30 protein-coding genes are annotated in these 25,542 nt (G+C 64.3%); 16 read left to right on the forward strand and 14 right to left on the reverse strand.

Annotated features, from left to right (window positions below; translation table 11 throughout):
• Nucleotides 1-13: 13 nt before the first annotated feature.
• The gene (locus J3D60_RS08540) at nucleotides 14-445 is read right to left on the reverse strand and encodes a hypothetical protein (RefSeq protein WP_065941885.1); all 432 of its coding nucleotides are present in this window, start codon (nucleotides 443-445) and stop codon (nucleotides 14-16) included.
• 9 nt (nucleotides 446-454) lie between these two features.
• On the reverse strand, nucleotides 455-1,645 hold the full coding sequence (locus J3D60_RS08545) for an NnrS family protein (protein ID WP_253490907.1): 1,191 nt from the start codon (nucleotides 1,643-1,645) through the stop codon (nucleotides 455-457).
• Nucleotides 1,646-1,765: 120 nt separating this feature from the next.
• Here J3D60_RS08545 and J3D60_RS08550 point away from each other — a divergent pair, with 120 nt between their 5' ends.
• The 3 genes from J3D60_RS08550 to J3D60_RS08560 are packed head-to-tail and all read left to right on the forward strand — an operon-like array spanning nucleotide 1,766 to nucleotide 2,870.
• The gene (locus J3D60_RS08550) at nucleotides 1,766-1,969 is read left to right on the forward strand and encodes a hypothetical protein (protein WP_137212229.1); all 204 of its coding nucleotides are present in this window, start codon (nucleotides 1,766-1,768) and stop codon (nucleotides 1,967-1,969) included.
• A 29-nt stretch (nucleotides 1,970-1,998) separates the two neighbouring features.
• Complete coding sequence (locus tag J3D60_RS08555; RefSeq protein ID WP_141157817.1) at nucleotides 1,999-2,682, forward strand: Crp/Fnr family transcriptional regulator; 684 nt, start codon at nucleotides 1,999-2,001, stop codon at nucleotides 2,680-2,682.
• A complete protein-coding gene (locus J3D60_RS08560) occupies nucleotides 2,679-2,870 on the forward strand; it encodes a protein DnrP (RefSeq protein ID WP_253490909.1) in 192 nt (63 codons plus the stop codon). The genes J3D60_RS08555 and J3D60_RS08560 overlap by 4 nt, the downstream gene beginning before the upstream one ends.
• On the opposite strand, the gene J3D60_RS08565 is transcribed toward J3D60_RS08560, so the two are convergent.
• The 6 genes from J3D60_RS08565 to J3D60_RS08590 all read right to left on the reverse strand — a co-directional run bounded on the left by J3D60_RS08565 (nucleotide 2,864) and on the right by J3D60_RS08590 (nucleotide 8,577).
• Nucleotides 2,864-4,705 (reverse strand): nitric oxide reductase activation protein NorD, encoded by a 1,842-nt coding sequence (locus tag J3D60_RS08565; protein WP_253490911.1) that lies wholly within the window; start codon nucleotides 4,703-4,705, stop codon nucleotides 2,864-2,866. The two genes, J3D60_RS08560 and J3D60_RS08565, sit on opposite strands and share 7 nt — an antisense overlap.
• A 294-nt stretch (nucleotides 4,706-4,999) precedes the next feature.
• Nucleotides 5,000-6,421 carry a cbb3-type cytochrome c oxidase subunit I gene (locus J3D60_RS08570; RefSeq protein WP_253490913.1) on the reverse strand — a complete coding sequence of 474 codons (1,422 nt, stop codon included), beginning with the start codon at nucleotides 6,419-6,421 and terminating at the stop codon, nucleotides 5,000-5,002.
• Nucleotides 6,422-6,424: 3 nt separating this feature from the next.
• Nucleotides 6,425-6,865: a cytochrome c gene (locus J3D60_RS08575; RefSeq protein WP_253490916.1), complete on the reverse strand. Its 441-nt coding sequence runs from the start codon at nucleotides 6,863-6,865 to the stop codon at nucleotides 6,425-6,427.
• A 132-nt stretch (nucleotides 6,866-6,997) separates the two neighbouring features.
• Entirely contained in the window at nucleotides 6,998-7,246 is a 249-nt protein-coding gene (locus J3D60_RS08580) for a cytochrome C oxidase subunit IV family protein (RefSeq protein ID WP_253490918.1), read from the reverse strand.
• A 7-nt stretch (nucleotides 7,247-7,253) separates the two neighbouring features.
• Nucleotides 7,254-7,817, reverse strand: a complete 564-nt coding sequence (locus J3D60_RS08585; RefSeq protein ID WP_253490920.1) for a cytochrome c oxidase subunit 3 — start codon at nucleotides 7,815-7,817, stop codon at nucleotides 7,254-7,256.
• On the reverse strand, nucleotides 7,801-8,577 hold the full coding sequence (locus J3D60_RS08590; RefSeq protein ID WP_065941877.1) for a CbbQ/NirQ/NorQ/GpvN family protein: 777 nt from the start codon (nucleotides 8,575-8,577) through the stop codon (nucleotides 7,801-7,803). Before J3D60_RS08590 ends, J3D60_RS08585 begins: the two co-directional genes overlap by 17 nt.
• Before the next feature lie 300 nt (nucleotides 8,578-8,877).
• Here J3D60_RS08590 and J3D60_RS08595 point away from each other — a divergent pair, with 300 nt between their 5' ends.
• The 11 genes from J3D60_RS08595 to J3D60_RS08645 are packed head-to-tail and all read left to right on the forward strand — an operon-like array spanning nucleotide 8,878 to nucleotide 17,697.
• Entirely contained in the window at nucleotides 8,878-10,446 is a 1,569-nt protein-coding gene (locus J3D60_RS08595) for a cytochrome D1 domain-containing protein (protein WP_253493979.1), read from the forward strand.
• A gap of 24 nt (nucleotides 10,447-10,470) precedes the next feature.
• Nucleotides 10,471-10,785, forward strand: coding sequence for a c-type cytochrome (locus J3D60_RS08600; RefSeq protein ID WP_253490922.1), 315 nt, complete (start codon nucleotides 10,471-10,473; stop codon nucleotides 10,783-10,785).
• A gap of 16 nt (nucleotides 10,786-10,801) precedes the next feature.
• Complete coding sequence (locus J3D60_RS08605) at nucleotides 10,802-11,119, forward strand: cytochrome c (RefSeq protein WP_301294473.1); 318 nt, start codon at nucleotides 10,802-10,804, stop codon at nucleotides 11,117-11,119.
• Nucleotides 11,116-12,285, forward strand: coding sequence for a cytochrome D1 domain-containing protein (locus tag J3D60_RS08610; protein WP_253490924.1), 1,170 nt, complete (start codon nucleotides 11,116-11,118; stop codon nucleotides 12,283-12,285). The genes J3D60_RS08605 and J3D60_RS08610 overlap by 4 nt, the downstream gene beginning before the upstream one ends.
• A 1-nt stretch (nucleotide 12,286) precedes the next feature.
• On the forward strand, nucleotides 12,287-12,745 hold the full coding sequence (locus J3D60_RS08615; RefSeq protein WP_253490926.1) for an Lrp/AsnC family transcriptional regulator: 459 nt from the start codon (nucleotides 12,287-12,289) through the stop codon (nucleotides 12,743-12,745).
• Nucleotides 12,742-13,257 (forward strand): AsnC family protein, encoded by a 516-nt coding sequence (locus J3D60_RS08620; protein WP_253490928.1) that lies wholly within the window; start codon nucleotides 12,742-12,744, stop codon nucleotides 13,255-13,257. Before J3D60_RS08615 ends, J3D60_RS08620 begins: the two co-directional genes overlap by 4 nt.
• A complete protein-coding gene (locus tag J3D60_RS08625) occupies nucleotides 13,250-13,693 on the forward strand; it encodes an Lrp/AsnC family transcriptional regulator (RefSeq protein WP_065941873.1) in 444 nt (147 codons plus the stop codon). The genes J3D60_RS08620 and J3D60_RS08625 overlap by 8 nt, the downstream gene beginning before the upstream one ends.
• Nucleotides 13,668-14,177 (forward strand): nitrite reductase, encoded by a 510-nt coding sequence (locus J3D60_RS08630; RefSeq protein WP_253490930.1) that lies wholly within the window; start codon nucleotides 13,668-13,670, stop codon nucleotides 14,175-14,177. The genes J3D60_RS08625 and J3D60_RS08630 overlap by 26 nt, the downstream gene beginning before the upstream one ends.
• A 3-nt stretch (nucleotides 14,178-14,180) precedes the next feature.
• Entirely contained in the window at nucleotides 14,181-15,362 is a 1,182-nt protein-coding gene (gene nirJ, locus J3D60_RS08635; protein ID WP_141155297.1) for a heme d1 biosynthesis radical SAM protein NirJ, read from the forward strand.
• A 44-nt stretch (nucleotides 15,363-15,406) separates the two neighbouring features.
• A complete protein-coding gene (cobA, locus tag J3D60_RS08640) occupies nucleotides 15,407-16,246 on the forward strand; it encodes a uroporphyrinogen-III C-methyltransferase (RefSeq protein WP_253490931.1) in 840 nt (279 codons plus the stop codon).
• The gene (locus J3D60_RS08645) at nucleotides 16,243-17,697 is read left to right on the forward strand and encodes a nitrite reductase (RefSeq protein WP_253490933.1); all 1,455 of its coding nucleotides are present in this window, start codon (nucleotides 16,243-16,245) and stop codon (nucleotides 17,695-17,697) included. The genes cobA and J3D60_RS08645 overlap by 4 nt, the downstream gene beginning before the upstream one ends.
• Nucleotides 17,698-18,677: 980 nt before the next feature.
• Here J3D60_RS08645 and hemN read toward each other — a convergent pair.
• The 6 genes from hemN to J3D60_RS08675 form a co-directional block, all read right to left on the reverse strand.
• The gene (hemN, locus tag J3D60_RS08650; protein WP_253490935.1) at nucleotides 18,678-20,063 is read right to left on the reverse strand and encodes an oxygen-independent coproporphyrinogen III oxidase; all 1,386 of its coding nucleotides are present in this window, start codon (nucleotides 20,061-20,063) and stop codon (nucleotides 18,678-18,680) included.
• The gene (locus J3D60_RS08655; RefSeq protein ID WP_253490937.1) at nucleotides 20,050-21,165 is read right to left on the reverse strand and encodes a coproporphyrinogen III oxidase; all 1,116 of its coding nucleotides are present in this window, start codon (nucleotides 21,163-21,165) and stop codon (nucleotides 20,050-20,052) included. The genes hemN and J3D60_RS08655 overlap by 14 nt, the downstream gene beginning before the upstream one ends.
• Nucleotides 21,166-21,242: 77 nt before the next feature.
• On the reverse strand, nucleotides 21,243-21,686 hold the full coding sequence (locus J3D60_RS08660) for a hypothetical protein (protein WP_253490939.1): 444 nt from the start codon (nucleotides 21,684-21,686) through the stop codon (nucleotides 21,243-21,245).
• 95 nt (nucleotides 21,687-21,781) lie between these two features.
• Nucleotides 21,782-23,098, reverse strand: a complete 1,317-nt coding sequence (locus J3D60_RS08665; RefSeq protein WP_253490941.1) for an OprD family outer membrane porin — start codon at nucleotides 23,096-23,098, stop codon at nucleotides 21,782-21,784.
• Nucleotides 23,099-23,268: 170 nt separating this feature from the next.
• Nucleotides 23,269-23,814, reverse strand: a complete 546-nt coding sequence (locus J3D60_RS08670) for a putative natural product biosynthesis protein (protein WP_065941866.1) — start codon at nucleotides 23,812-23,814, stop codon at nucleotides 23,269-23,271.
• Between the two features lie 62 nt (nucleotides 23,815-23,876).
• On the reverse strand, nucleotides 23,877-24,260 hold the full coding sequence (locus J3D60_RS08675) for a DUF2946 domain-containing protein (protein ID WP_253490943.1): 384 nt from the start codon (nucleotides 24,258-24,260) through the stop codon (nucleotides 23,877-23,879).
• A gap of 181 nt (nucleotides 24,261-24,441) precedes the next feature.
• Between J3D60_RS08675 and J3D60_RS08680 the strand changes: the two genes are divergently transcribed.
• Complete coding sequence (locus J3D60_RS08680) at nucleotides 24,442-25,047, forward strand: SCO family protein (protein ID WP_024074981.1); 606 nt, start codon at nucleotides 24,442-24,444, stop codon at nucleotides 25,045-25,047.
• Nucleotides 25,047-25,514 (forward strand): copper chaperone PCu(A)C, encoded by a 468-nt coding sequence (locus J3D60_RS08685; RefSeq protein WP_065941864.1) that lies wholly within the window; start codon nucleotides 25,047-25,049, stop codon nucleotides 25,512-25,514. Before J3D60_RS08680 ends, J3D60_RS08685 begins: the two co-directional genes overlap by 1 nt.
• Nucleotides 25,515-25,542: the final 28 nt, after the last annotated feature.

Genomic DNA, 25,542 nt, shown 5'->3' on the forward strand with positions numbered 1-25,542 from the left:
TCAGCCTGCCTGATCAGCGCAACATCAACTTGGCCAGAATCACGATCACGACCATATGCACCAAGATGCTGCGACGAATCCATGTCGCACGCCTTGGGCTCAAGCGCTGGTGACTCAGCAGGTACGCCAGCCACAGGTAATGGCCGATAATGCTCAGGGCCAGCAGGATTTTCAGGCTCAGCAGCGCGGCGAAATGGCTGGCCCAGGGCACCGCCAACAGCCCGCGATAGTGCCAGGCCAGGCCGATGCCGGCGCCGTACAGCAGCACCACCACGCCGTGCAGTACCTGGCGCGAACGCCGTGCAATGGCGTGGTCGGAGGTGAACTGCGCGGACCAGGCCAGCTCCTCGCGGGCGCTGTGCCAGATCACCACTTCGAAAAACAGCGTGCCGATAAACGCAATCGCCGCCAGCAGATGCACGATCAACAAGGTGGAATAGAGCATGACGTCCTCCTAGCCCGGATGCCCATCGACCCGTGCCTGCCACAGCATCGGGCCATACCGCCACAGGTACAGTCCGAGCCCGAGGGTCCAGCACACCCCCGCCAGCCACAACGCGGCCATCGGCAACAGCAGGACCAGCACCACCCGGCACATACACGCGAGGTTCAGCAGCCCAAAGGCCAGGGTCATCCCTGCGGGCGGCTGTAACGGGCGGCCGGTGTGGCCCAGGCTGACGCGGGCGATCATCGCCAGGATCAGCCCGGCCATGGCGCCGATGGTCAATGCATGCACGGCCAGGCTGGGATTGAGCGGCGCGCCGCAGTGCCACAGCGCCATGCCCAGACAGGCCACGGCCAGCCAGGCATATGCCAGGTGCAATGACCACAGCAACGGCACGCGCCACAGACCGCGATCATGCCAGCGGACCAGGCGCACCAGGTGCCCCAGCCCGAGGACGGCGAACAGCAGGCCGATCCACAGGTTGGCGCCCAACGCGGGCCCTGCGGCATACAGCACGGCGATCAGCAGCGAGCCGCCAAGCAACATAAGGTCCAGCCACGCCCAGGGCTTGACCGCCTCGACCCGGCCCAAACCGCGCTGGGTGAAAAACGGAATCACCCGCCCGCCGATCAAACCCATCATCGCCGCCACCAGCCACAGGCCGGTCAGCACCGCCTGGCGCTGCAGGCCGGGGTCATTGCGCAGCAAGCCATACAGCGACAGCGCATCGGCCACGGTCAGCAGCGCCAGCACCAGCACAATCGGGTAATTACGCTTCTGTCTTACCTGCCAGAGGGTCCAGCCCATCACCGCGGCGACGGCCAGGGGAAAGGTCAGTTCCAGCACCGCCAGCAGCGGCCAGTACAGGTTGAACAACCAACCCAGGCGCGCCGCCAGCCACAGCCCGGCAAGCAGCGCCAGGGCGTTGCCACTGATGCCCGGGCGGCCGGTCCAGGTCTGCACTGCCGTGAGCAGGAACCCGGCGATGATCGCCAGGCCGAAGCCGAACAGCAGCTCATGGCGATGCCAGGCCAGCCAGCCGCCGGCGGGTTGCCAGGTGCCGAGGTGCCCGCCCAGGGCCAGCAGCCACAAGGGGATTGCCAGCGCCGCCAATACACAGGCGCCGAGAAAGAATGGCCGGAAGGCCAGGCGAAACAACGGGGTAATCGACATGGCCTTGCGCCGATCGAGCACTTGCATGACACGGTCTCCCTTCAGGACTGCGGCAATCTTGCGCCGATGGACGTGCGTTGCCCTTGTCGTAGATCAAGTCGCAAACCCACTTCAATGCTTACGCTTGCGCTCACTGTAGGAGCGAGCTTGCTCGCGAAGAACGTTAACGATGACGCGGGCATCCTGATTAAACGCGGTGTCTGTGGTTTTTTCGCGAGCAAGCTCGCTCCTACAACACCTTTAGCATGCTTTGGAGCCATGATGAAAAACGCCTATGTCCCCCTCGCCTGGTTTGTGATCCTCGGCTCCATGCTGGCCGCCGCCAGCGGGCTTTCGCTGGTGCTGGTGTGAACGCCCCGCTGCTGTTCAAGGAACCGGGCATGGTGCTGCATCGCGTGCACCACCAGATCCTGCGCAGCCATCACCTGTTCGAACCGCTGAACGACGAAGAACTCGACGAGTTGATGGGCAACAGCCAATTGCTGAGTATCGACAAAGGCGAGCCGCTGTTCCGCCAGGGCGAATCGGCCGAGGCGTTTTACTTTGTGATCGCCGGTGCGGTGAAGGTCTACCGTTTGACTCCCGACGGCCAGGAGAAAGTCTTCGAAGTAATCGGCGAGCGCCAGACCTTCGCCGAGGCCATGATGCTGATGGACACCCCCAACTACGTGGCCTGCGCCGAAGCGGTGTGCCCCACCCAGTTGTACCGTTTGTCCAACGCCACCTACATGCGCCTGTTGCACAGCAACAGCCGCCTGACCTTCGCCCTGCTCGGTAAGCTGTGCGTGCGCCTGCACCAGCGGGTCAACGAGATCGAGACCCTGTCGCTGAAAAACGCCACCCACCGCGTGGTGCGCTACCTGCTGACCCAACTGATGCGCCTGCACAGCACCGACGCCACCTTCGAACTGCCGATGGCCAAGCAGTTGATTGCCGGGCATCTGTCGATCCAGCCGGAGACCTTCTCGCGGATTATCCGGCGCCTGATCGATGAAAAGATCATCACCCAGGACGGACGCCAGATCGCCATTCTGGACCGGTTGCGCCTGGAGCAATTCGAGTGAAAACCTGCCTGTATTGCCAGCAGCGCAATGCCGACGTGCGCGAGGCGTGCGCCGGCTGCGGAACGTCCCTGCCCGCCGCGGATGCCAGCCTGCAAGCGCGGCAGCTACGGCGTTTCCAGTGGTTCTGCCTGGGCCTGACGCTGTTTTGCATCGCGATGTTCTTCTGGTTGCCGCGCGACTTCTACTGACCCTCGGTCAGTTGCCGGTACAGCTGGGGCAAGCGCAGCGGCAACTGCTCCGGCTGGCGGATCAGGGTGTAGCCATGGGCACCGAACATATAGGGCAAATAGTCCCCGGCCTGTCTGTCGATGGTGATGCAGAACGGAATCAGGCCCTGGCGCCGCGCCTCGACCACTGCCTGGCGGGTGTCTTCGACCCCGTAGCGGCCCTCATACAGGTCCAGGTCATTGGGTTTGCCATCGGTCAGTAGCAACAACAACTTGCGCCGCTGTTTGCACGTGCCCAGCAACTGGGTGGCCTGGCGAATCGCGGCGCCCATGCGCGTGTAGTACCCCGGCTTGAGCGCCTGGATGCAGCCGCGCGTGCGGTCGTCATAGGCTTGCTCGAAGGTCTTGAGCTGGTGCAGGCGCACCTGATGGCGGCGCAGGGACGAGAAGCCATACAACGCAAACGCATCTCCCAGCCCGGCCAGGCTTTCGCCGAACAGCAACAGGCTGTCGCGGATCACGTCGATGACCTTTTGCGTGTCGTTCAAATGCGCGTCGGTGGACATCGACAGGTCCGCCAGCAGCAGGCATGCCAGGTCGCGTCGGGTGTGACGTTGCTCCTGGTACAAGCCGCGTTCGGTGCAGGCGCCGTGTTGGCGTTGCACTTGGAAATCCACCCAGGCTTGCAGGTCCAGCTCCGCGCCCTGGGGTTGCCGGCGCAGCCATTGGCGGTCGGTGCGCAGCTGCTGGAATTGACGGCGCAGGCGCTGGGCCGGGCCGAGTAATCGGGCCGGTAACGGTTGCGGTGCATCGGCACGTGGCTGCATCCGTTGCAGATTGACGAAACCGGGTCGAAGGCATTGTTGGCGGTAGTCCCACTCGGGCAGCTTGATGCCCTCGCCGAGGGGGATGTCATCCACATCGGCGGGCGGCAGGTCGAGGTGCAGCTTCAAGCCGCCACTCCTGCGCACGCGCTGGCGCGACAGGCTCAACTGGTCGAGGTCTTCGGCGACGCGGGCGGCGTCCGGGTCCTCACTGTCGTCGGCCCAGCGATCAAGGTCGACGTGCTCGGTCCAGCTGAACAGGTTTTCCAGGCGCACCACCAGCAGGCCGCCATCACGGCTGTGATCATCCACACGGCCGGCACGTTTGGGCGCGCCCTGCTGCTCGCCGGACGGGGTGGCGAGGTCGTCGGCGTCGTCTTCAAGGTCGAGGGCCTGGGGCGTGTCCAGGTGCAACGGCGGGTACAGCCATAAGGGCAACGGCCAGGCGGCACGTTCGCTGCGGGGTAAATGGCGCACGCTGCCGGGCTCGCGCAGGGCCTTGCGCAGGGCTTTTTCCAGGGCCGCTTCACCTGGTTTGAGGCTGGCCGGGTCCGGGCGCAGCCTCAGATGCGCGTCCACCAGGCGCTGGTAACTGGGCAACAGCGCCGGGTAGCGTTGCAGCAGCAGCCAGGTCCAGCGCTGGTTATCCCGGGCCCAATGGGTCATGGGGCCTGCATGGGCGGCCAGCAGCGCCAGCCAGCGGTACAACTCCCGGTTCAAGGTGACGGAGGGGTACACCGCCAGGCTCGACGGCAGGCGCAGACGATTGCCATCGCAGGAGGCCAGGGGTGCATGCTTGCAGGTGCCGGCGATGCGCATCAACAGGTTGCGGCGCAGCAGCAGGTCGCGTTCGCTGGCGGCTTCGAGGGCGATCCCGCTGGCACCGCCCAGGGCGCGAAACAATACGGCGAGGCTGCGCTGGCGGTCGACCAGCTCGACTCGCGCGTGCGGAAAATCGACGCTGGCGCGGCGGGTGATAAAGCGGTGCCAGGCACTGCCGACCCATTCTTCCAGCTCAAGGGTGAAGGCCATGGGAGGGGCTCCAACTAGTGGGGATTCGACGGGTACACTGCGGTGCAAATGTGGGAGGGGCTTGCTGTGGTGAGTGGGGCTTAGATCCCAGGGGGCTGCTGCGCAGCCCAGCGCGGGGCAAGCCCGCTCACCACAGCAAGCCCACTCACCACAGCAAGCCCGCTCATCACAGCAAGCCGGCTCACCACAGCAAGCCCGCTCATCACAGCAAGCCGGCTCACCACAGCGAGCCCGTTCACCACAGCAGGCCCGTTTGCCACAGTGAGCCCCCTGCCACATTTGGACCGCGTTACTTCAATGGACAATCGGTACCGGTGCTCCAGCCGTCCGGGCGCGTTGCCGGAAGCTGCACAGGTAGCAGGCCAGCCCGAGCAGGAACACCAGTCCACTGACCAACCGCGCCCAGAACAGTCCCTGCAAATGCTCCACCGTGGCCATGAACGGCAAGGCCACCCCGTCCACCTGCCAGCGTTGCAGCCAGACTTGCACGGCCCCGGCAGCGGTGAGGAACAGCGTGATCATCACCATCGACAGCACCATCATCCAGAAGCCCCGGATTTCGAGGGTCTGCGAACGCGCGTCCGGCGCTTCACCGATACCGCGCAGGCGGGGCATGGCGTAGCTGATCAGGGTCATCACGATCATGGCGTAGGCACCGAAGAACGCCAGGTGCCCGTGGGCGGCGGTGAGTTGGGTGCCGTGGGTGTAGAAGTTGACCGGTGCCAGGGTGTGCAGGAAACCCCAGACGCCCGCGCCGAAGAACGCCGTGACCGTGGTGCCCTTGGCCCACAACGTGGCCGCGCGGTTGGGGTGCTGGCGCCGACGTTGCTTCACCATGGTGAAGGCAAACATCACCATCGCCAGGAACGGCAGCGGCTCCAGGGCCGAGAAGATCGAACCGACCCACAGCCACACCTCGGGTGCGCCGATCCAGAAGAAGTGGTGACCAGTACCGATAATCCCGGTGATCAAGGCCATGGCGATGATCACGTACAGCCATTTCTCCACCACTTCACGGTCGACGCCGGTGACCTTGATCAGCACGAAGGCCAGCATCGAGCCCATGATCAGCTCCCACACGCCTTCGACCCACAGATGCACCACCCACCACCAGTAGAACTTGTCCCGCGCCAGGTTGCCGGGGTTGTAGAAGGAGAACAGGAAGAACACCGCGAGGCCGATCAGCCCGGTCATCATCACCATGCTGACGGTGGTCTTGCGGCCCTTGAGCAGGGTCATGCCGATGTTGTACAGAAAGCCCAGGCACACCACGACGATGCCCATTTTGGTGATGGTCGGTTGCTCCAGGAACTCGCGCCCCATGGTCGGCAGCAGTTCGTTGTGGGTCAGCCTGGCCAGCGCCGCATACGGCACCAGCAGGTAGCCGAGGATGGTCAACACCCCGGCGGCGGCGAACACCCAGAACAGGACGATCGCCAGTTTCGGGCTGTGCAGCTCGCGTTCGGCCTCCTCGGGCACCAGGTAGTAGGCCGCGCCCATAAAGCCGAACAGCAGCCAGACGATCAGCAGGTTGGTGTGGACCATCCGCGCCACGTTGAAGGGGATCAACGGGAACAGAAAGTCGCCGATCACGTATTGCAGGCCCATGATCAAACCGAACAGCACCTGACCGAGAAACAGGATCAGGGCGAACACAAAATAGGGTTTGGCCACGGCCTGGGATTGGAATTTCAAGTATGGATTGGCACTGCGCATGGCTCAGCCCTCCTTGTTCGGTGGCCAGTTATTGGTATTGATCTTCGAGCTCCATTTGAGGAACTCGGTCATATCGTCCACCTCCTGGTCGCTGAGATTGAATTGCGGCATGGCCCGCCGCCCCGGTACACCCAGGGGCTGCATCTTCATCCAGGCATGCAGGAACGGCTTGAACCCTTCTTCGCCGCCCCGGCGCTTGAACACATTGCCCAGCTCCGGCGCGAAATAAGCGCCCTCGCCCAGCAAGGTGTGGCAGCCGACGCAGTTGTTGCGCTCCCAGACGCCCTTGCCGCGAACGACGGATTCGGTGAGTTGGTCGACGTTGCTGCGGGCGGGAAAGGTTTGTTCGGTGTGGTAGGTCAGGGCCAGGAAAATCAGGAAGAAGAACACGCTTCCTCCGAAGTAGATATTCCTGGCCATGCCCTTGGTGAAGGTCTCTGACATGGTCGCTTCCTCATTGCTTGGCCAGGGGATGATAGGGAGGTGGGGGGTGGAAACTGCTTGATGGCGATCAAGAAATGTTGATGGTTTTGGTAGGGTATTTTTTTGGTGGGGGTTGGGTTGGGTACATATCCGTTACCGAGGAAACGGATATGTACTCAGCCCAACCAACGCGATCAACACCACCCCCCACCCCACCATCACAATCCGCCACAACCACGGCCCACGCCGCAACGCCATAAACCCATCCACAATCACCCACCCCTTGACCACCGCCAGCAACAACACCCCCCACCACAATCCGGATGCCCCCGTCAGCACAGTGCCAACGCTCAGCACCACCAACATCAGCCAACACAGGATCAGCGTCCGGGAACCCGTCATACACACCTCAGCGAATCACATAGACCAGCGGAAACAACACCACCCACACCAGATCCACCATGTGCCAATACAGCACCCCCGACTCCAGCCCGCCGACCGACAGCCCGCCGCGCCAGCAGCCCAGCGCCAGCCACCCGAGAATCACCATCCCCAGCAGCACATGCAGGAAATGAAACCCCGTGAGTATCCAGTACAAGGTAAAAAACGTGCTGTGCTCCAGGCCCAGTCCGGCAGCGCCCAGGTGGGCGTACTCGCCAAGCTTGATCGCCACATACACCAGCGCCACCAACAACGCCGCGACGAACAAACCGGCGCCGCGTCGCCAGCGCTGCAATCGCACCTGCTGCACCGCCAACGCCGCCAACGCACCTGCGGTCAGCAGGCTCAAGGTCATCGCCAACCCGGTCGAGGTATCCAGCTGTGCGCGCCCGGCGGCAAACAGCTCGGGCTTGAGCGCCTGGGTCACGGCAAACGTGAGGATCAGAATCGCGAACACCGACAGCTCGGCGAGGATGAAGAACCACATCGCCAGGTCGCCTGGCAGGCGGCGCGGTTCAGGCAAAGTGCACATCCACCACGTCCATCAGTGCGGCGACGGTTTGCGGGTCGTCGCTCAGCGGTTCGGCCAGGCAGGCCAGGCAGGCTTCGCGTGGGCTCATGCCGGCGCCGATCAGGCGGGCGGTGAAGATCAGCAGCCGGGTGGAGGCCACCTCCTCCAGGTCATGCTGATCAAGCCGACGCAGCGCCTGGCCCAGGCGCACGACCTGGGCGGCCAGTGCCACATCCACACCGGCCTCGCGGGCGACGATGCGTTCCTCGTCGGCCACCGGCGGGTAACCAAAACGCATCGCCACGAAGCGCTGGCGGGTGCTGGGTTTCATGCCCTTGAGCAAGTTCTGGTAGCCGGGGTTGTACGACACCACCAGCATGAACGACGACGGTGCCTTGAGCACTTCGCCGGTGCGTTCCAGGAACAGTTCACGGCGCTCATCGGCAATCGGATGCAGCACCACGGCGGTGTCCTGGCGCGCTTCCACCACTTCGTCGAGGTAGCAGATCCCGCCTTCGCGCACGGCGCGGGTCAGTGGGCCGTCCTGCCACCAGGTGCCGTCGGTGCCGATCAGGTGGCGGCCGAGCAGGTCGGCGGCGCTGAGGTCGTCGTGGCAGGCCACGGTGTACAGCGGCAGGTTCAGGCGATGCGCCATGTGCTGCACGAAGCGCGTCTTGCCACAGCCCGTGGGGCCTTTGATCAGCACCGGCAGGTGGTGGCGCCAGGCGTGTTCGAACAGCTGCTGTTCGTTGTCCTGCGGTTGGTAGAAGGGCTCGGTCATCACGCGTACTCGCAACGGGTTCGGCCCCCACGCTAAGGGCCCCTGCGACAACCTGGCAAGCACGTACAACGGCAAACTTGATCGCCGTCAAGCGAGCCTTGCGCCACTGCAACATAGTCTTGCCTGGCACTAAGAACCTGCGCTCTACCCCGCCTTCGCCGGGCATCGCAAAGGTCTTGCCTGAGGAGATATGGAATGCTGACTCGCAACAGAAAACCCTGGGTCCTGAGTCTTGCCAGCCTGAGCTGCGCCCTGGCCCTCGCATTGCCCATCAACGCCCATGGCGACGCGCCGACCGGGATGGTGAAAAGCCCCGGCGCGCCGGACATCAGCCAGGCGGAGTTCGACGCCTCCAAGCAGATTTACTTCGAACGCTGCGCCGGCTGCCACGGTGTGTTGCGCAAAGGCGCCACCGGCAAGCCGCTGACCCCGGACATCACCCAGGCCCGCGGCCAGGCTTATCTGGAAGCGCTGATCACCTACGGCTCCCCGGCCGGCATGCCCAACTGGGGCACGTCCAATGCGCTGACCAAGGCGCAGATCACCAGCATGGCCACGTTCATCCAGCACACCGCGCCCACCCCGCCGGAATGGGGCATGGCCGAAACCCTCAAGACCTGGAAAGTGCTGGTCAAGCCCGAAGACCGGCCGAAAAAACAACTGAACACCCTCAACCTGCAAAACCTGTTCTCGGTCACCCTGCGCGACGACGGCAAGATCGCCCTGGTGGACGGCGACACCAAGCAGATCATCAAACTGATCGACACCGGTTACGCCGTGCATATCTCGCGTATCTCCGCCTCGGGCCGCTACCTGCTGGTGATCGGCCGCGATGCCAAGATCGACATGATCGACCTGTGGCCCCTGGAGCCGACCAAAGTCGCCGAGATCAAGGTGGGTATCGAAGCGCGCTCGGTGGAGACGTCGAAGTTCAAGGGCTATGAAGACAAGTACGCGATTGCCGGTTCCTACTGGCCGCCGCAGTTCACCCTCATGGATGGCGAAACCCTGGAGCCCAGGCAGATCGTGTCCACCCGGGGCATGACCGTCGATAAGCAGGAATACCACCCCGAACCCCGCGTGGCGGCGATCATCGCCTCCCACGAGTGGCCGGAGTTCATCGTCAATATCAAGGAAACCGGCAAGGTGATGCTGGTCAATTATCAGGACATCAAGAACCTCACCATCACCACCATCGACGCCGCGCCGTTCCTGCATGACGGCGGCTGGGACAGCACCCACCGCTACTTCATGACTGCCGCGAACAACGCCAACAAGGTCGCGGTGATCGACTCCAGGGAGCGCAAGCTCACCGCGTTGGTAGAGGTCGGCAAGACCCCGCACCCTGGCCGTGGCGCCAACTTCAATCACCCAAAATACGGGCCGGTATGGGCCACCAGCCACCTGGGCGACGGCGGTATTTCGGTGATCGGCACCGACCCGGTCAAGCACCCGCAATACGCCTGGAAGCAGGTGGAATCCCTCAAGGGCCAGGGCGGCGGTTCGCTGTTTATCAAGACCCACCCCAACTCCCATCACCTGTACGTCGACACCACCCTCAACCCCGACGCCAAGCTCAGCCAGTCGGTGGCGGTGTTCGACATCAACCAGCTGGACAAGGGCTACACCGTGCTGCCGATTGCCGAGTATTCGGGCATCAAGCAAGGCGCGCTGCGGGTGGTGCAACCGGAATACAACAAGGCCGGTGACGAGGTGTGGTTCTCGGTGTGGAACGGCCAGACCGAAGAGTCGGCGCTGGTGGTGATCGATGACAAGACCTTGAAGCTCAAGCAGGTGATCCGCGACAAGCGCCTGATCACGCCGACCGGAAAATTCAACGTCTACAACACCCAACACGATATTTATTGAGCCCCATCAACACGAGGTCACCGAATGAAAAATATTCTCCTCGCACTGCTGGCATCCGCCGCGGCGCTCAGCCTGCAACCGGCGTTGGCACAAGACGGCCCGGGGTTGTTCAACAGCAAACCCTGTGTGGGCTGCCACATGATCGACAGCAAACTGGTAGGGCCGGCCTTGAAGGACGTCGCCGCCAAGAATGCCGGTGTGAAAGACGCAGCCACGACCCTGGCCAGCCATATCAAGAACGGTACCCAGGGCAACTGGGGACCGGTGCCGATGCCGCCGAACCAGGTCACCGATGATGAAGCCAAGGTGTTGGCCGATTGGGTCCTGACCTTGAAATAAGCACAAGGAGCACGCCATGCAAGCATCGATGATCGGTACGGCCATGGCGCTGCTCCTGCTGATTCCCGCGCGGGCAGCGGCCACCCCGGACGCTGCCCGCCTTGAACACCTGTTGACCCAGGATTGCGGGGCCTGCCATGGCCTGCACCTCACCGGCGGCCTGGGCCCTGCCCTCACACCGCAAGCCCTGGCCCACCAAAGCCGCGCCAGCCTGATCGCCACCGTGACCTACGGCCGCCCTGCCCGCGCCATGCCCGGTTGGGGCCCGCTGCTGAGTGCCGGCGATATTGCCTGGCTGGTCGACCGCCTTTTGCAAGGAAGCCCCCCACCATGATGCGCCCTACCCTGTTATCCCTGTGCCTGTTGCTGGGTGCCTGTGCCCAACCCGCGTTGCGCGGCAGCGGCGACCTGGGCCTGGTGATCGAACGCGCCAGCGGCAGCGTGCAGATTATCGAGAGCACCGGCATGACCGAACTGGCCCGTATCGAGGGGCTGGGCGACCTGTCCCACGCCTCGGCGGTGTTTTCCCGCGACCAGCGCTATGCCTACGTGTTTGCCCGCGATGGCGGGCTGACCAAGATCGACCTGCTGCGCCAACGCATCGAGCGGCGCATCATCCAGGGCGGCAACAGCATCGGCGGCGCCATCAGCCAGGATGGGCGCCTGATCGCCGTGTCCAATTACGTGCCGGGCGGGGTCAAGGTGTTCGATGCAGAAGACCTGACCCTCATCGCCGACATCCCCGCGACCGCACTGGCCGATGGCAAACGCTCGCGGGTGGTCGGCCTGGTGGATGCGCCCGGGCAGCGCTTCGTGTTCAGCCTGTTCGACACCGGCGAGATCTGGAGCGCCGACTTCAGCCACGGCAACCCGCCGCATATCACCCGCTTCAAGGACGTCGGCGAGCAACCCTATGACGCGCTGATCACCGCCGACGGCCGCTACTACATGGCCGGGCTGTTCGGTGAAGACGGCATGGCCCAGCTCGACCTGTGGCACCCGGAGCGCGGCGTGGTGCGCGTGCTCAAGGACTATGGGCGCGGCCAGGCCAAGCTGCCCGTCTACAAGATGCCCCACCTGGAGGGCTGGGCCGTCGCCGATGACCAGGCGTTCGTGCCGGCGGTGGGACGTCACCAGGTGCTGGTGATGGACGCGCGCACCTGGCGGCAGACGGCGGCGATCCCGGTGGCCGGGCAGCCGATCTTTGTCACTGCACGCCCCGACGGGCGCCAGCTGTGGGTCAACTTCGCCTACCCGGACAACGACCGGGTGCAGGTGCTCGACACCGAAACCCACCAGGTGGTCGCCGACCTGCGTCCCGGCCCCGGCGTGTTGCACATGGAGTTCAGCGGGCGCGGCGAGCAACTGTGGCTGTCGGTGCGCGACGGCGAACAGTTGCAAGTGTGGGACCCGTACCGCCTGACCCTGCTGAAAAGCCTGCCGGCCCAGAGTCCCAGCGGGATTTTCTTCAGCCTGCGCGCGCAAAAGATGGGGTATTGAAATGGACCTTGATTCGCTCAGCCAACAATTGATCGAACGCTTCCAGCACGGCATGCCGCTGTGCGCCGAGCCCTACCGCGAAATGGCCCAAGTGCTGGGTTGCAGCGCGGCCGAGGTGATGGACTGCCTGCAACGCCTGGAACTGGCCGGCGCGTTGTCGCGCATTGGCCCGGTGTTCGAACACACCCGCGCCGGCGCCAGCACCCTGGCCGCCCTGGCAGTGCCGATCGAGCGCCTGGAACAAGTGGCGGCGCGGGTCAGCCAGTACCCGGAGGTCAATCACAACTATGCCCGCGAGCATCATTACAACCTGTGGTTCGTGCTCACCGGGCCCCATCGCCAGCACTTGCAGCAAGTCCTCGATGAGCTGGAGCAAGACACCGGCCTCACGCCCCTGGACCTGCCGATGCTCACCGCCTACCGCATCGACCTTGGATTCTCCCTCGGAGAGCAGCCGTGATCGCGCCACTGAACCACGAGCAGATGCTCGACCTGCGCCAGTGCCTGGAGCGCGGTTTGCCCATCGTGCCACGGCCCTACGACGAGCTCGCCGAGCAGATCGGTGCCCACCACGATCAGGTGCTGCAACAGATGCAGCAATGGCACGACCAGGGCCTGTTCCGTCGCGTCGGCCTGGTGCTCAACCACCGCGCATTGGGCTTTGTGGCCAACGCCATGCTGGTGCTGGATGTGCCGGATGCACTGGTCGATGAAGTCGGTGCGCGCCTGGCCCGCGCGCCCGGCGTGAACCTGTGTTACCAGCGCCCGCGGCGCCTGCCGCAGTGGCGCTACAACCTGTTCTGCATGGTGCATGGGCGCGAGCGCGCGGTGGTCGAGGCGCAGATCCAGGCGTTGCTGGAGCAGCATCTGCTCAGCGACCTGCCCCACCAACTGCTGTTCAGCACCCGCGCCTTCAAGCAATGCGGCGGGCGTTTCGCGCCGCCGCCGTCACAGGTATGGGCCCATGGATGAACTGGATCGACAACTGATCAACCGCCTGCAACGCGGCCTGCCGCTGGTGCGCCAGCCGTGGCAGCAGGTGGCCGAGGAACTGCACTGCCCTCCGAGCGAACTGCTCGACCGCCTGCACGACTTGCTCGAAGACGGCATGCTCACGCGCTTCGGCCCGATGTTCGATATCGAGCGTCTCGGCGGCGCTTTCACCCTCGCGGCGCTCGCCGTACCCGAGGCGCGCTTTGACGCGGTCGCCGAGCAGCTCAACGCCCTGCCCCAGGTGGCCCACAACTACCGCCGCGAACACCGCTGGAACATGTGGTTCGTGCTGGCCTGCGCCACCGCGCAGGAGCTGGCCGATACCCTGTCGTGCATCGAGGCCCTCACCGGGCTGGCGGTGCTCAACCTGCCGAAGGAGCACACCTACCATGTCGGTCTGTATTTCCCGGTCTGACAACACCCTGGCCCTGCAACTGGTCGCCCTCACCCAAAGCGGCCTGCCGCTGGTGGAGGACCCATGGGCCTGGCTCGCCGAGCAACTGGGCATCAGCGTCGAGTCGACCCTCGACCTGCTCAAGCGCCTGCAGGCCGAAGGTGCGATCCGGCGTATCGCCGCGGTGCCCAACCACTACCGCCTGGGCTATCGGCATAACGGCATGACCGTGTGGGACGTGGCCGATGTGCACCTGCCGCGCCTGGGAGAACTGCTCGGCGCCCAGCCGTTTGTCAGCCATTGCTACCGACGCCCCCGACGCCCGGACTGGCCCTACAACCTGTTCGCCATGGTGCATGGCCGCAGCCGCGAAGAAATCGACAGCTACCGCGAGCACCTGCGTTTCCTGCTGGGGGATGCCTGCTGCGCCGACGAGATGCTGGTGAGCAGCCGCATCCTGAAAAAGACCGGCCTGCGCCTGACGCCGGCGCACTCAAAGGAATAGCCCATGCTGCGAATCAGTCAGTACCTGCGCACCCTCGCCGGTCAATGCCCGCCGCCGCGCACCTCGCCCCCTGGCAGTGAGCGGCCGCCGGTGGTGATCTGGAACCTGCTGCGGCGCTGCAATCTCACCTGCAAACACTGTTACGCCACCAGTGCCGACAGCGTGTTTCGCGATGAACTCGACACCCCGGCAGCGCTGCGGGTGATCGACGATTTGCACGACGCCGGGGTTCGCGTGTTGATCCTGTCCGGGGGCGAACCGCTGCTGCGCGAAGACCTCTTCGAGCTGAGCGCCTATGCCCGTGACAAGGGTTTTTTCGTCGCGCTGTCGACCAACGGCACGCTGATCGATGAGCACAACATCCAGCAGATCGCCGACGCCCGTTTCGATTACGTGGGCATCAGCATCGACGGCCTGGAGGCGACCCACGACGCGTTTCGCCAACTGCACGGCAGTTTCCAGCGCTCCATGCACGCCATCCGCCTGTGCCGCGAAGCCGGGATTCGCGTGGGCCTGCGCACCACCCTGACCCAGGACAACCATGGGCAGCTCCCGCAGTTGCTGGCGCTGATGCGCACCTATGACGTGCAGAAGTTCTACCTGTCGCACCTCAACTACAGCGGGCGCGGCAAGCGCAGCCGCCAGCTGGATGCGCACCGGCAGATGAGCCGCGAGGCCATGGCGCTGATTTTCCAGCAGGCCTGGAGCGATATTCAACACGGCGTGGACAGCGATTTCGTCAGCGGCAACAACGACGCCGACGCCGTGCTGTTGCTGCAATGGGTGCACCAGCACCTGCCCGAACACTACCCGCAGCTTGAACACCTGCTGCACGGTTGGGGCGGCAATGCCTCGGGCAGCGGCATCGCCAATATCGACAACACCGGTGAGGTGCACCCGGACACCTACTGGTGGCAGCAATCGGTGGGCAATGTGCGCAACACCACCTTCCGCCAACTCTGGCTGGAACAGCCCGACCCGTTGCTGCTGCGCCTGCGCGAACACCCGCGCAGCATTGGCGGGCGGTGTGCCGAGTGCCGCTGGCTGGCGATCTGCAACGGCAATACCCGCACCCGCGCCTGGGCCGATGGCGACCTGTGGGGCCCGGACCCCGGTTGCTACTTCAGCGACGCCGAGATCGCGCGCCAGCCCCTCAACCTGATCCCTTGCTCGACCACCCGGTGACACAACCGGAGGCCGCCTACCTGATGATGAACCAAGGACGTCCCATGCTCACTTCAACTGCCCACTCCTCCACTGGCCTGCCGGCCAGTTTGCACAGTCCCTTGCACCCCGGCGAAGTCGCGTTGGTGGGCGCCGGTCCCGGTGACCCGCGCCTGCTGACCCTGCGCGCCTGGAGCCTGTTGATGCAGGCCGACGCGGTGGTGTTCGACCGGCTGATCAGTGCCGAACTGCTCGCACTGATCCCGCTGACCTGCGCCCGCCATTACGTGGGCAAGGCCAGCGGTTGCCACAGCCTGCCCCAGGATCAACTCAATGAACTGCTCGCCGAGCTGGCCGACCAGGGCCAGCGGGTGGTGCGCCTCAAGGGCGGCGACCCGTTTATCTTCGGGCGCGGCGCCGAGGAGCTGGAGTACCTGCTCGCGCGCGGTATCCCGTGCCAGGTGGTGCCGGGCATCACCGCCGCCTCCGGCTGCAGCGCCTATGCCGGTATCCCGCTGACCCACCGCGACCTGGTCAATTCGTGCCGCTTCGTCACCGGCCACCTGCAACGCGACGGTGCGTTGAAACTGCCATGGGCCAGCCTGGCCGAGCCGAGCCAGACCCTGGTGTTCTACATGGGCCTGTCGAACCTGGCACTGATCGCCGAGCATTTGGTGGCGGCCGGTTTGCCCGCAGATACACCGGCCGCCCTGATCAGCAACGGTGCGCGCGCCGATCAACAGGTGGCCCGTGGCACCCTGCGCCAGTTGCCCACCCTGGCCGCCGACTGCGAACCCGGCGTACCGACGCTGACGGTGATCGGCCACGTCGTCAACCTGTTTGCCGACGCCGCCCTGCACTTCCCCGCCAGCCTGGCACCGGCCCGTGAAGCGGTGGCGGTATGAAACGCCTGCTGCTGGTGCCGCTGCTGTGGGCGACGGCCGCGCACGCTACGCCAGCGCAGGACTACCGCCAGTATTGCGAAAGCTGCCACGGGCTGAATCGCATCGGCGCCACCGGCCCGGCGCTGCTGCCGGAGAGCCTGGGGCGGATCAAGCCGGATGAAGTGCGCAAGGTCATCGAACAAGGCCGGCCCGCCAGCCAGATGGCGGCGTTCAGTGCGCAACTGAGCGCCGCGCAGATCGATGGGCTGGTGCAGCTTCTGCAACAGCCGCCTGATTCACCGGCGACGTGGAACGAACATGACATCCGCAACAGCCACAGCGTGCTGGCGGACCTGCGCCAATTGCCGAGCACACCGCAGCATCACGCCGACCCGCTCAACCTGTTTGTGGTGGTGGAGTCCGGCGACCATCACATGGATATTCTCGACGGCGACACCTTTGCCGTACTGGACCGTTTCCCCACCCACTTCGCGGTGCACGGCGGGCCGAAATTCTCCCCGGACGGACGCTTTGTGTACTTCGCCTCGCGGGACGGCTGGATCAGCCAGTACGACCTGCACAACCTCAAGTTGATCGCCGAGATCCGTGTGGGCCTCAACACCCGCAACCTGGCGGTGAGCAAGGATGGCCGCTGGGTGCTGGCGGGCAATTACCTGCCGGGCAACCTGGTGCTGCTGGATGCGCGCGACCTGTCGCTGGTCAAGACCCTGGACACCGGTTCACGGGTCAGTGCGGTGTACACCGCGCCACCGCGCAACAGCTTTATCGTCGCGCTCAAGGATGTGAACGAGGTCTGGGAATTGTCCTATGCCGATGCCCGACCCAGTTTCGAGCCCCGGCGCATCCCGGCCCAGGACGTGCTCGATGACTTCTCGTTCTCGCCCGATTACCGCCAACTGATCGCCACCTCACGCAAGGCCGGCGGCGGCCAGGTGATCGACCTGGACAGCGGCCGCGTGGTCACCGACGTCCCGCTGTCCGGCATGCCGCACCTGGGTTCCGGGACGTATTGGCAACGCAACGGGCAATGGGTGTTTGCCACGCCGAATATCAGCAAGGGGCAAATCTCGGTGATCGACCTCAAGACCTGGAGCCTGATCAAACAGATCCCCACCCTCGGGCCGGGCTTTTTCATGCGCAGCCATGTGAACTCGCGCTATGTGTGGAGCGACGTGTTTTTCGGGCCGGACAATGATGCGATTCACCTGATCGACAAGCAGACCCTCGAGATCGCCCACACCCTGAGGCCAGTGCCGGGCAAGACGGCAGCCCATGTGGAATTCACCCGGGATGGGCGGTATGTGTTGCTGAGCATCTGGGCCATGGAGGGGGCGTTGATTGTGTATGACAGCCAGACGCTCGAGGAGGTGAAGCGCATTCCCATGAATAAGCCGTCGGGCAAGTACAACGTGGGCAATAAGGTGGAGTTTGCGGAAGGGACGTCGCATTGAACACGGGTGACAGGCAGGAAGCAGCCAGGTCGTAGAGCGCATGGGCACCGCCGGTCTCCTGTGGGAGATGTCGAGCTTTAGCGAGGCTTCGATGGCGGCGGCGCAGTTGGTAGAGGTGTTGGCTGACACAGCGCTATCGGGAGCAAGCCCCCTCCCACATTTGAATGTTGTTGACAGGTAGAAAACATCCGGCCGTAGGTCTGATGGGCACCGCTATTCCCCTGTGGGAGATGTCGAGCTTTAGCGAGGCTTCGATGGCGATGGCAGGGTTGGTAGAGGTGTTGGCTGACCCACCGCTATCGGGAGCAAGCCCCCTCCCACATTTAAATTCGGTTGGCAGGTGGGAAGTTGCCCGGCTGTAGATCTCGTGGGCACCGCTGATCCCCTGTGGGAGATGTCGAGCTTTAGCGAGGCTTCGATGGCGGTGGCACAGTTGGTAGAGGTGTTGGCTGACACAGCGCTATCGGGAGCAAGCCCCCTCCCACATTTAAATTCGGTTGGCAGGTGGGAAGTTGCCCGGCTGTAGATCTCGTGGGCACCGCTGGTCCCTTGTGGGAGATGTCGAGCTTTAGCGAGGCTTCGATGGCGGTGGCAGGGTTGGTAGAGGTGTTGGCTGACCCACCGCTATCGGGAGCAAGCCCCCTCCCACATTTAAATTCGGTTGGCAGGTGGGAAGTTGCCCGGCTGTAGATCTCGTGGGCACCGCTGGTCCCTTGTGGGAGATGTCGAGCTTTAGCGAGGCTTCGATGGCGGCGGCACAGTTGATAGAGGTGCTGGCTGACCCACCGCTATCGGGAGCAAGTCGAATCGTCGCACCGCCCCTCCCACATTTGATCGTGGTTGGCAGGTAGAAAGTGGCCCGGCTGTAGATCTCGTGGGCACCGCTGATCCCCTGTGGGAGATGTCGAGCTTTAGCGAGGCTTCGATGGCGGCGGCACAGTTGATAGAGGGGCTGGCTGACACACTGCTAACGGGGAGTGTCAGACGGTACGGGAGAATTGGCCTTTGTGGGCGCCGCCCAGGTAGGCGTCGAAGGCCATGGCTACGCTGCGTACCATCAGTTGGCCCTTGGGCAGCAGTTGCAGCGCGTCGTCCCGAACCAGCAATAAGCCGTCCGCCACTTGCTCGTCCAACTGCGTCAACGCTTGGGCAAAATACTCATTGAACCGAATGCCATGGGCCGCTTCCACTTGGGCGACATCGACGCGGCCGTCGCACATCAACCCATTGATCACCTCGCGACGCAGTACGTCATCGGGGTTGAGGCGGTAACCGCGTTGCACCGGCAGCATGCCCGCATCGATGCGCGCGTAGTACTGGGACAGCTCCTTGACGCTCTGGCTGTAGCTGTCACCGACCTTGCCGATGGCCGATACGCCCAGGCCGATCAGGTCGCAATCGGCATGGGTGGAGTAGCCCTGGAAGTTGCGTTGCAGGCTGCCGTTGGCGCGGGCCAAGGCCAGCTCGTCGTCAGGCAGGGCGAAGTGGTCCATGCCGATGTAGATGTAACCGGCCTCGGTGAGGCGGCGAATGGTCAGTTCCAGCAGCTCCAGCTTGCGCGCCGGGGGTGGCATGTCTTCGGGGCGGATCATGCGCTGGGCGCGGATCTGGCTTGGCAGGTGCGCGTAGCTGTAGGCGGCCACGCGGTCGGGGCGCAGGGCGATCAGCTTGCTCAGGGTCACGTCGAAGCTGGCCACGGTTTGCAGGGGCAGGCCGTAGATCAGGTCGACACTCACCGACTTGAAGCGCGCCTCGCGGGCCGCCGCCACCAGTTGCAGGATCTGCGCTTCGCTTTGCACGCGATTGACGGCGGCCTGGACGTCGGGGTCGAAGTCCTGCACGCCGAAGCTCAGGCGATTGAAGCCCAGGCGGCGCAGGGTGTTGATGCGCTCGAGGCTGATGGTGCGCGGGTCGACCTCGATGGAGAACTCATGGGCGTCGCTGTCATCCAGGCTGAAGTTGTCCGCCAGGCAGGCCATCAGTTCGGCCAGTTGCGCGTCGTCCAGATACGTCGGGGTGCCGCCGCCCAGGTGCAATTGGGTCAGGCGCCGGGAGCGCTCGAACAGCGCGCCCTGCATCCGGATCTCGCGCTTGAGGTACGCCACATACTCGACGGCGCGATGGGTCTTGCGGGTGATGATCTTGTGACAGCCGCAGTAGTAGCAAAGGCTCTGGCAGAACGGAATATGGATGTACACCGACAACGCCTTGGGCGCGGCGAGGTGGTGACTGGCGCGCACGGCCTGGTGATAGTCGTCCAGGGCAAACGCGCTGTTGAACTGCGGCGCGGTCGGGTAGGAGGTGTAGCGCGGCCCCGGGCGGTCGTATTTGTGCACCAGGGCACGGTCGAACTCAAACGCCGTCATGGTCGATCACCTCGTCGTTGGCGCTGACGGGGGCGGTCAGGGGCTCGCTGACGTACAGACGCGCCGGGTCGGCGGTTTCGTGAAACCTGCCACAACAGGTGGCGAGTTGGCCATTGCTCAGCTGGGCACAGTACTCACGGGCATCCGGGGTGTTCTGGGCACACAGTGTGTCGATCTGGCTGATGGCGCCCAGGCCAAAGCCGATGTGATCGCAGTAGCCGTGCAGGGTGAAGCCTTCGCAGTTACGGCTCAGGCGTCCGCGTTCCTGGGCCTGCTTGAGGTCATCGTCGGTGCGGGCGAACTGGCCCAGGCCGATGTAGTGGTACCCGGCGGCGGCCAGGTGTTCAAAGCCGAGGCGGCGCATCGCGCGTTTATCCGCCGCGCTGCAAAACGCCTGGGATTGCCGGCCCTGGTAGCGCACCGGTGGCTGGGCGTAATCGAACAGTTGCAGGCGGTCAGGCTCCAGGGCAATCAGGCTGGCCAGTTTCTGCTCGAAACTGGCCGGCGTCTGCCAGGCATGGCCGTAGCCGAGGTCGATGTTCACCGAGCGAAAGCCGAAGGTCCGCGCCGCATCCACCAGCGACTCGATGGGCGCCGGGTCCTGATAGCGTGCCTGGGACAGCGGCCCGTCCCGGTTGGCGTCGGGCACGCCGATGCTGGCGTGGTTGAAACCCTGGTCGCGCAACAGGCCCATGGTTGCCCAGTCGATGTGCCAGGGGTCGAGGTCGATTCGGTAGTCGCCACGGTCGTGGTCGAGAAAGTTGAAGCGGCTGTGCAGGTGTTCCAGCACCGTGCACACCTGCTCGATCGTCGGCGTGGTGCCGCGCAGGTGAAAGTGTTCGACCGGTTGGCGCGGGCCGAGCTGGCAGCCGATCAGCTGGATTTCCTGGCTGAGGCTCTGCAGGTACTCAGCGCCGGCATCGCTTGCCGGCCAGTGCAGGTTCAACGCCAGGGGCCGCTGGCGCTGGCGGCTGTCGCGCAGGGCGCGCAGCAGGTCGAGGGAACCGACGCCGGCATGGAAGCGGCGCGTGTCCGTCTGGCACGCCAGGTCCAACACGCCCTGATCCTGACGAAAGCGGGTGGGATGAAGATGGGTGCGCATGGCGGACTCCGGAACGGGCGGCGGTGGTCCATTGTCCGGTGCGACCGCTGCGCGCACCTTGATATGCATCAAGGTCGTTACCCGCTGAGGTAAAACATGCCCTTGGCCAGCAGCACAATGGCGACCATGTGCACAAACAGGCTCAGGTGAATGAAATGGCTATAGCGCGCACTGACCTTGCCCCAGCGCATCCGCGCCATGGTGACCAGGAAGTGCAGCAGCACACTGGCGGCCAGGATCAACTTGAGGCCCAGCAACGTGCCGAACGAGGACGCCAGCGGGGCCGACAACGCCGGTAGGTAGCGCAGCCAGACCATGCCAAGCCCGGCGCCGAACAGCACCAGCAACACCCACGGCATCAACACCCGGGCACGCCGGGCGACGCCCTGCTCCACCAGCACCATCACCCGAATCGGCAAGTGCTGGTGCAGGTGCCCGAGGATCAGCACTTCGAAGAACACCGTGCCGATAAAGACCAGCGCGGCGAACAGGTGGGCCAATAGCAACAGGAGGTAGAGCATGCAAGCCTCGCAGAGGGACCGGCCGTGGGGAGCCCAGTGTGCGGGCTGGCGCACGGGGCGGCCTTGATGCCGGTCAAGCGTTGCTCCTGCTCGGCTTACAGCAACGGCAGGCTGTAGCTGACGATCAGCCGCGTCTCATCCTTGTCGGCGGTGTCATTGCCGCGCAGCACGGCGCTGCGCCAGGTCAGGCCCAGGCCCTTGAACGTGCCCGTGGGGATCACGTAGTCGACACGCACATCGCGCTCCCACTCGCTGTTGTCGCGACGCGCCGAGCGGATGTTGCTGCCGTGGATATAGGTCACGCTCGACTTCAGGCCCGGAACGCCCAGGCCGGTAAAGTCATAGGTGTAGTTGCCCACCGTGGCCTGTTCGCCGGCGTTGACGAACTTCAACGACTGGGCGTTGGTGATCAGGTACAGCGAACGGCCCTGGCCCTGGTTGATGTGGGGGAAGTCACTGGCGCCGGTGGTTTTCTGATACCCCAGGCCCACGGAATGCCCGTACACGCCATAGGTCAACATCGCGCTCCACAGGCGGTTGTCGACCTTGCCCGAGTTGACGCCCGGCGCGTAATACCCGGAACTCACATAGCCTTCACCGCGCCCGGCGGCGCTGCCGTTCTTGCCGTCGGCGGTGCTGTAGAAGTAACGCAGATCGGTCTTGAGCTGCCCCACCGGCAACTGCCAGTTGTGCACCAGGCCGACAAAATGTTGTTGGTAGAAATTCTCCAGGGTCGCGTAGTAGTACTGCACTTGCAGTTGCCTGCTGACGGCGTAATCGACCCCGCCGTAGTAGAACTGGTTGCTGGACTTGCCCTTGGCCGGGTCATTGGCCCCGGCGATCGACATGCCCTGGCCGTTGCTGGAGTTACGGTCGAGCACCTGCTCCATTTTGCCGGCGATCAGGTTGAAGTCCTTGAGGTCCTTGGAGTCGACCTGATAGCCACGGAACGTCTGCGGCAACAAGCGGCCGTCTTCGGACATCAGCACCGGCATCTTCGGCATCAAGGCGCCGACCTTGAGCTGGGTTTGCGAGATGCGCACCTTGCCGGTGGCGCCGGTCTTGCTGAAGTCATGGGCGGCCTTGCCATCGGACAACGGGAAAACGCTGCCGGGGGTGTTGTCTTCACCGGCCTTGCCGGCGCGCCCAGAGGCATCCAGGCGCAGGCCATACATAGCCTGCAGGTCCAGGCCGAAGCCCACCAGGCCATCGGTGAAACCGGACTGGTAGTTGAACATGAAGGCCTGGCCCCACTCCTTGTCCGACGGCGCCCTGGTGTTGCGGGTGTCCTGGTTGTAATAGAAATTGCGCAGGTCGAGGGTGGCTTTGCTGTCATCGATAAAACCCGATGCAGCCGCCTGCTGCGCGGCGCCGAGGGAGACGGCGAGCGCCAGGCACGTGGTGTGTTTCATGAAGGCTCCGTGAAGTGATTGAGGCGACCCCGTTACAGCCCAACCCTGTTGTTTGTCGGTCGGGTGGTGCTGCATTCAACGGGTGCGCGCACGGTATAGCCTTGGGCCTTGGGGAAACAGCCGCCAAAACCGTCAATCACTGTTGCGGTTTACGTAACAATCCCGCTCGTTCAAGGCACCGGCAACCAGCCCTGGAATACCCCTGGGGAGGCGAGCGGACACCAGGCAAAATCCCATTGCGTGGCGGGGAGTGCCTGTTGTTCGGCGGCGAGGATGCGCACGCCCTTCCAATCGAACACCGTCAAGCCTTGCCAGGCCAGGACCACTCCCTGGGCCTGGCTGTCATCCGTACTGATCCAACGCGCCGCCGCGGCGGCCATGAAGGTTTCGATGGGCTCTTCATCAATCTGCCCGCGATACGGCGACGCCAGCAGCCAACGGCACACGTTCAGGTGCCAGGTCCAGTCCTGGGCCGGCTGGTTGCGATAGGCCCAGGTCATGAAGCTGCGAAACAGGTTCAGGCCTTCGGGCGGGTCGAGCTTGAGCAGCGTCGGGCAGATGTCGAACACGGTGTGCCAATACGGCAACAGGCGTGCATCCAGGTGCACAAAGCAGCGGGCATTGCTCGGGTAGTCCGGCCGTGCCGGTTCCGCGCGCAGGCGACGGGACGCCTGGCTGACCAGACGGCTGGCGCCTGCAGGCAAGTGATGGTTCATAAAGCGCACTCACAGTCGTGACGATAGAACGCCCCCTGTTCACAGGAGGCCCAGGGCACACGTCAGAATACGGGGGATGCGCGGGGGTTGGCCGAGGGCCAGGAATAACGCGGCGGCGCCTTGTTGCGCCGCTCATGGGCCGGGCGTGGGGCCTGCCCCAGGCCCAGCAACCAGGCCAGGCCGATCAGGAACACCAGCGCGACGGTCACGGCGTTGCACACCGGGCAGGCAAAGTAGTTCGAGATGTTGCTGGAAGACGGCGCGCCCAGCCCTTTGTCGGAAAGTGGAGGCTGTTTGCCGTCCACCCCACAGAACGCGCCACCGATCCCGTTGAGTTGCTGGCCGGTCATCTGACCATGGCCCAAACCGCACACGAACAGGTTCATCAGCACGCAGAAGTACAGGGTCCAGACGATCAGGGAACGGTCGGGGCGGCTCGATTTCATGGCGGCGACTCTACCACCAGCGGTGCAAAAGGATGAAATCCAGCGTGCCCCTGTGGCAGAACGTCGCAGATTACGCGGGCTGGCCAGGGTTGGTAGACTTGGCGCCCTCCTCGTTTACTCCTATTCAAAGCCCGCCGAGTTGATTTCGCGCAATGCGGGCGTTTCACAGGATGCACCGTTGATGAGTACGTTATTCACCCGCCGCAAGGTCCTGACCGGCATGGGCCTGTTGGGCCTGGGCCTGCTGGCCGGTTGTGACAACAGCCCCAAGTTGAACTTCAAGTACGGCAAGGACTTGAGCGACAAGATCATGGGCCGCACCTTCAAGCTCAAGAACACCGAGGGCGACACCGTCACCCTCAGTTCCTACCGTGGCCTGATGCCGGTGGTGTTCTTCGGTTTCACCCAGTGCCCGGCCGTGTGCCCGACCACGCTGGCCCGCGCCGCCCAGGCCAAGAAGCTGATGGGCCGCGACGGCGAGATCATGCAGGTGATCTTTATCACCCTGGACCCGGAACGCGACACGCCGGAGATTCTCGACAAGTACGTCAAGGCCTTCGACCCCAGCTTCGAAGCGCTGTACGGCACCCCGGAAGAAATCGCCGTGGCCGCCAAGGAATTCGGGATCTTCTATGAAAAGATCCCCGCCGGCGACACCTACACCCTGTCCCACACGGCCACCAGTTTTGTCTTCGACACCCGTGGCAACCTGCGCCTGGGGTTGCAGGCATCCCTTACCGCTAAAGAGTGCGCAGAAGACCTGCTCACCGTCATGGAGGTCTGCTAATGACTGCCGTTCAACACCTCAAGCGCTTTACCCTTGGCCTGACCCTGCTGGGCCTCGCCGCCCACGCCAGTGCCCAGGTGCAAGTCACCGACGCCTGGGTGCGCGCCTCGGTGCCGGGCCAACCGTCCAGCGGCGCATTCATGACCGTGACCGCCGACAGCGACAGCAAGCTGCTCAGCGTGGCCTCGCCGGTGGCCAAGGACGTGCAGATCCATGAGATGAGCATGAAGGACGACGTGATGCGCATGGGCCCGGTGGACGCGGTGGCCCTGCCGGCGGGCAAGGCGGTCAAGCTCGACCCGGACGGCTACCACGTGATGCTGATGGGCCTGACCGGCCAGATCAAGGAAGGCGACCAGGTGCCGCTGACCCTGACGGTGCAGGACGCCAAGGGCGAGAAGCAGACCGTTGAGGTCCAGGCCACGGCGCGTGGGCTGGATGGCATGGACCATAGCAAGATGCATTGAAGCAGCGGATTTAAGGGGGTGCCTGTTC

The sequence above is a fragment of the Pseudomonas sp. S3E17 genome (assembly GCF_024168685.1).
GTDB lineage: Bacteria > Pseudomonadota > Gammaproteobacteria > Pseudomonadales > Pseudomonadaceae > Aquipseudomonas > Aquipseudomonas marginalis.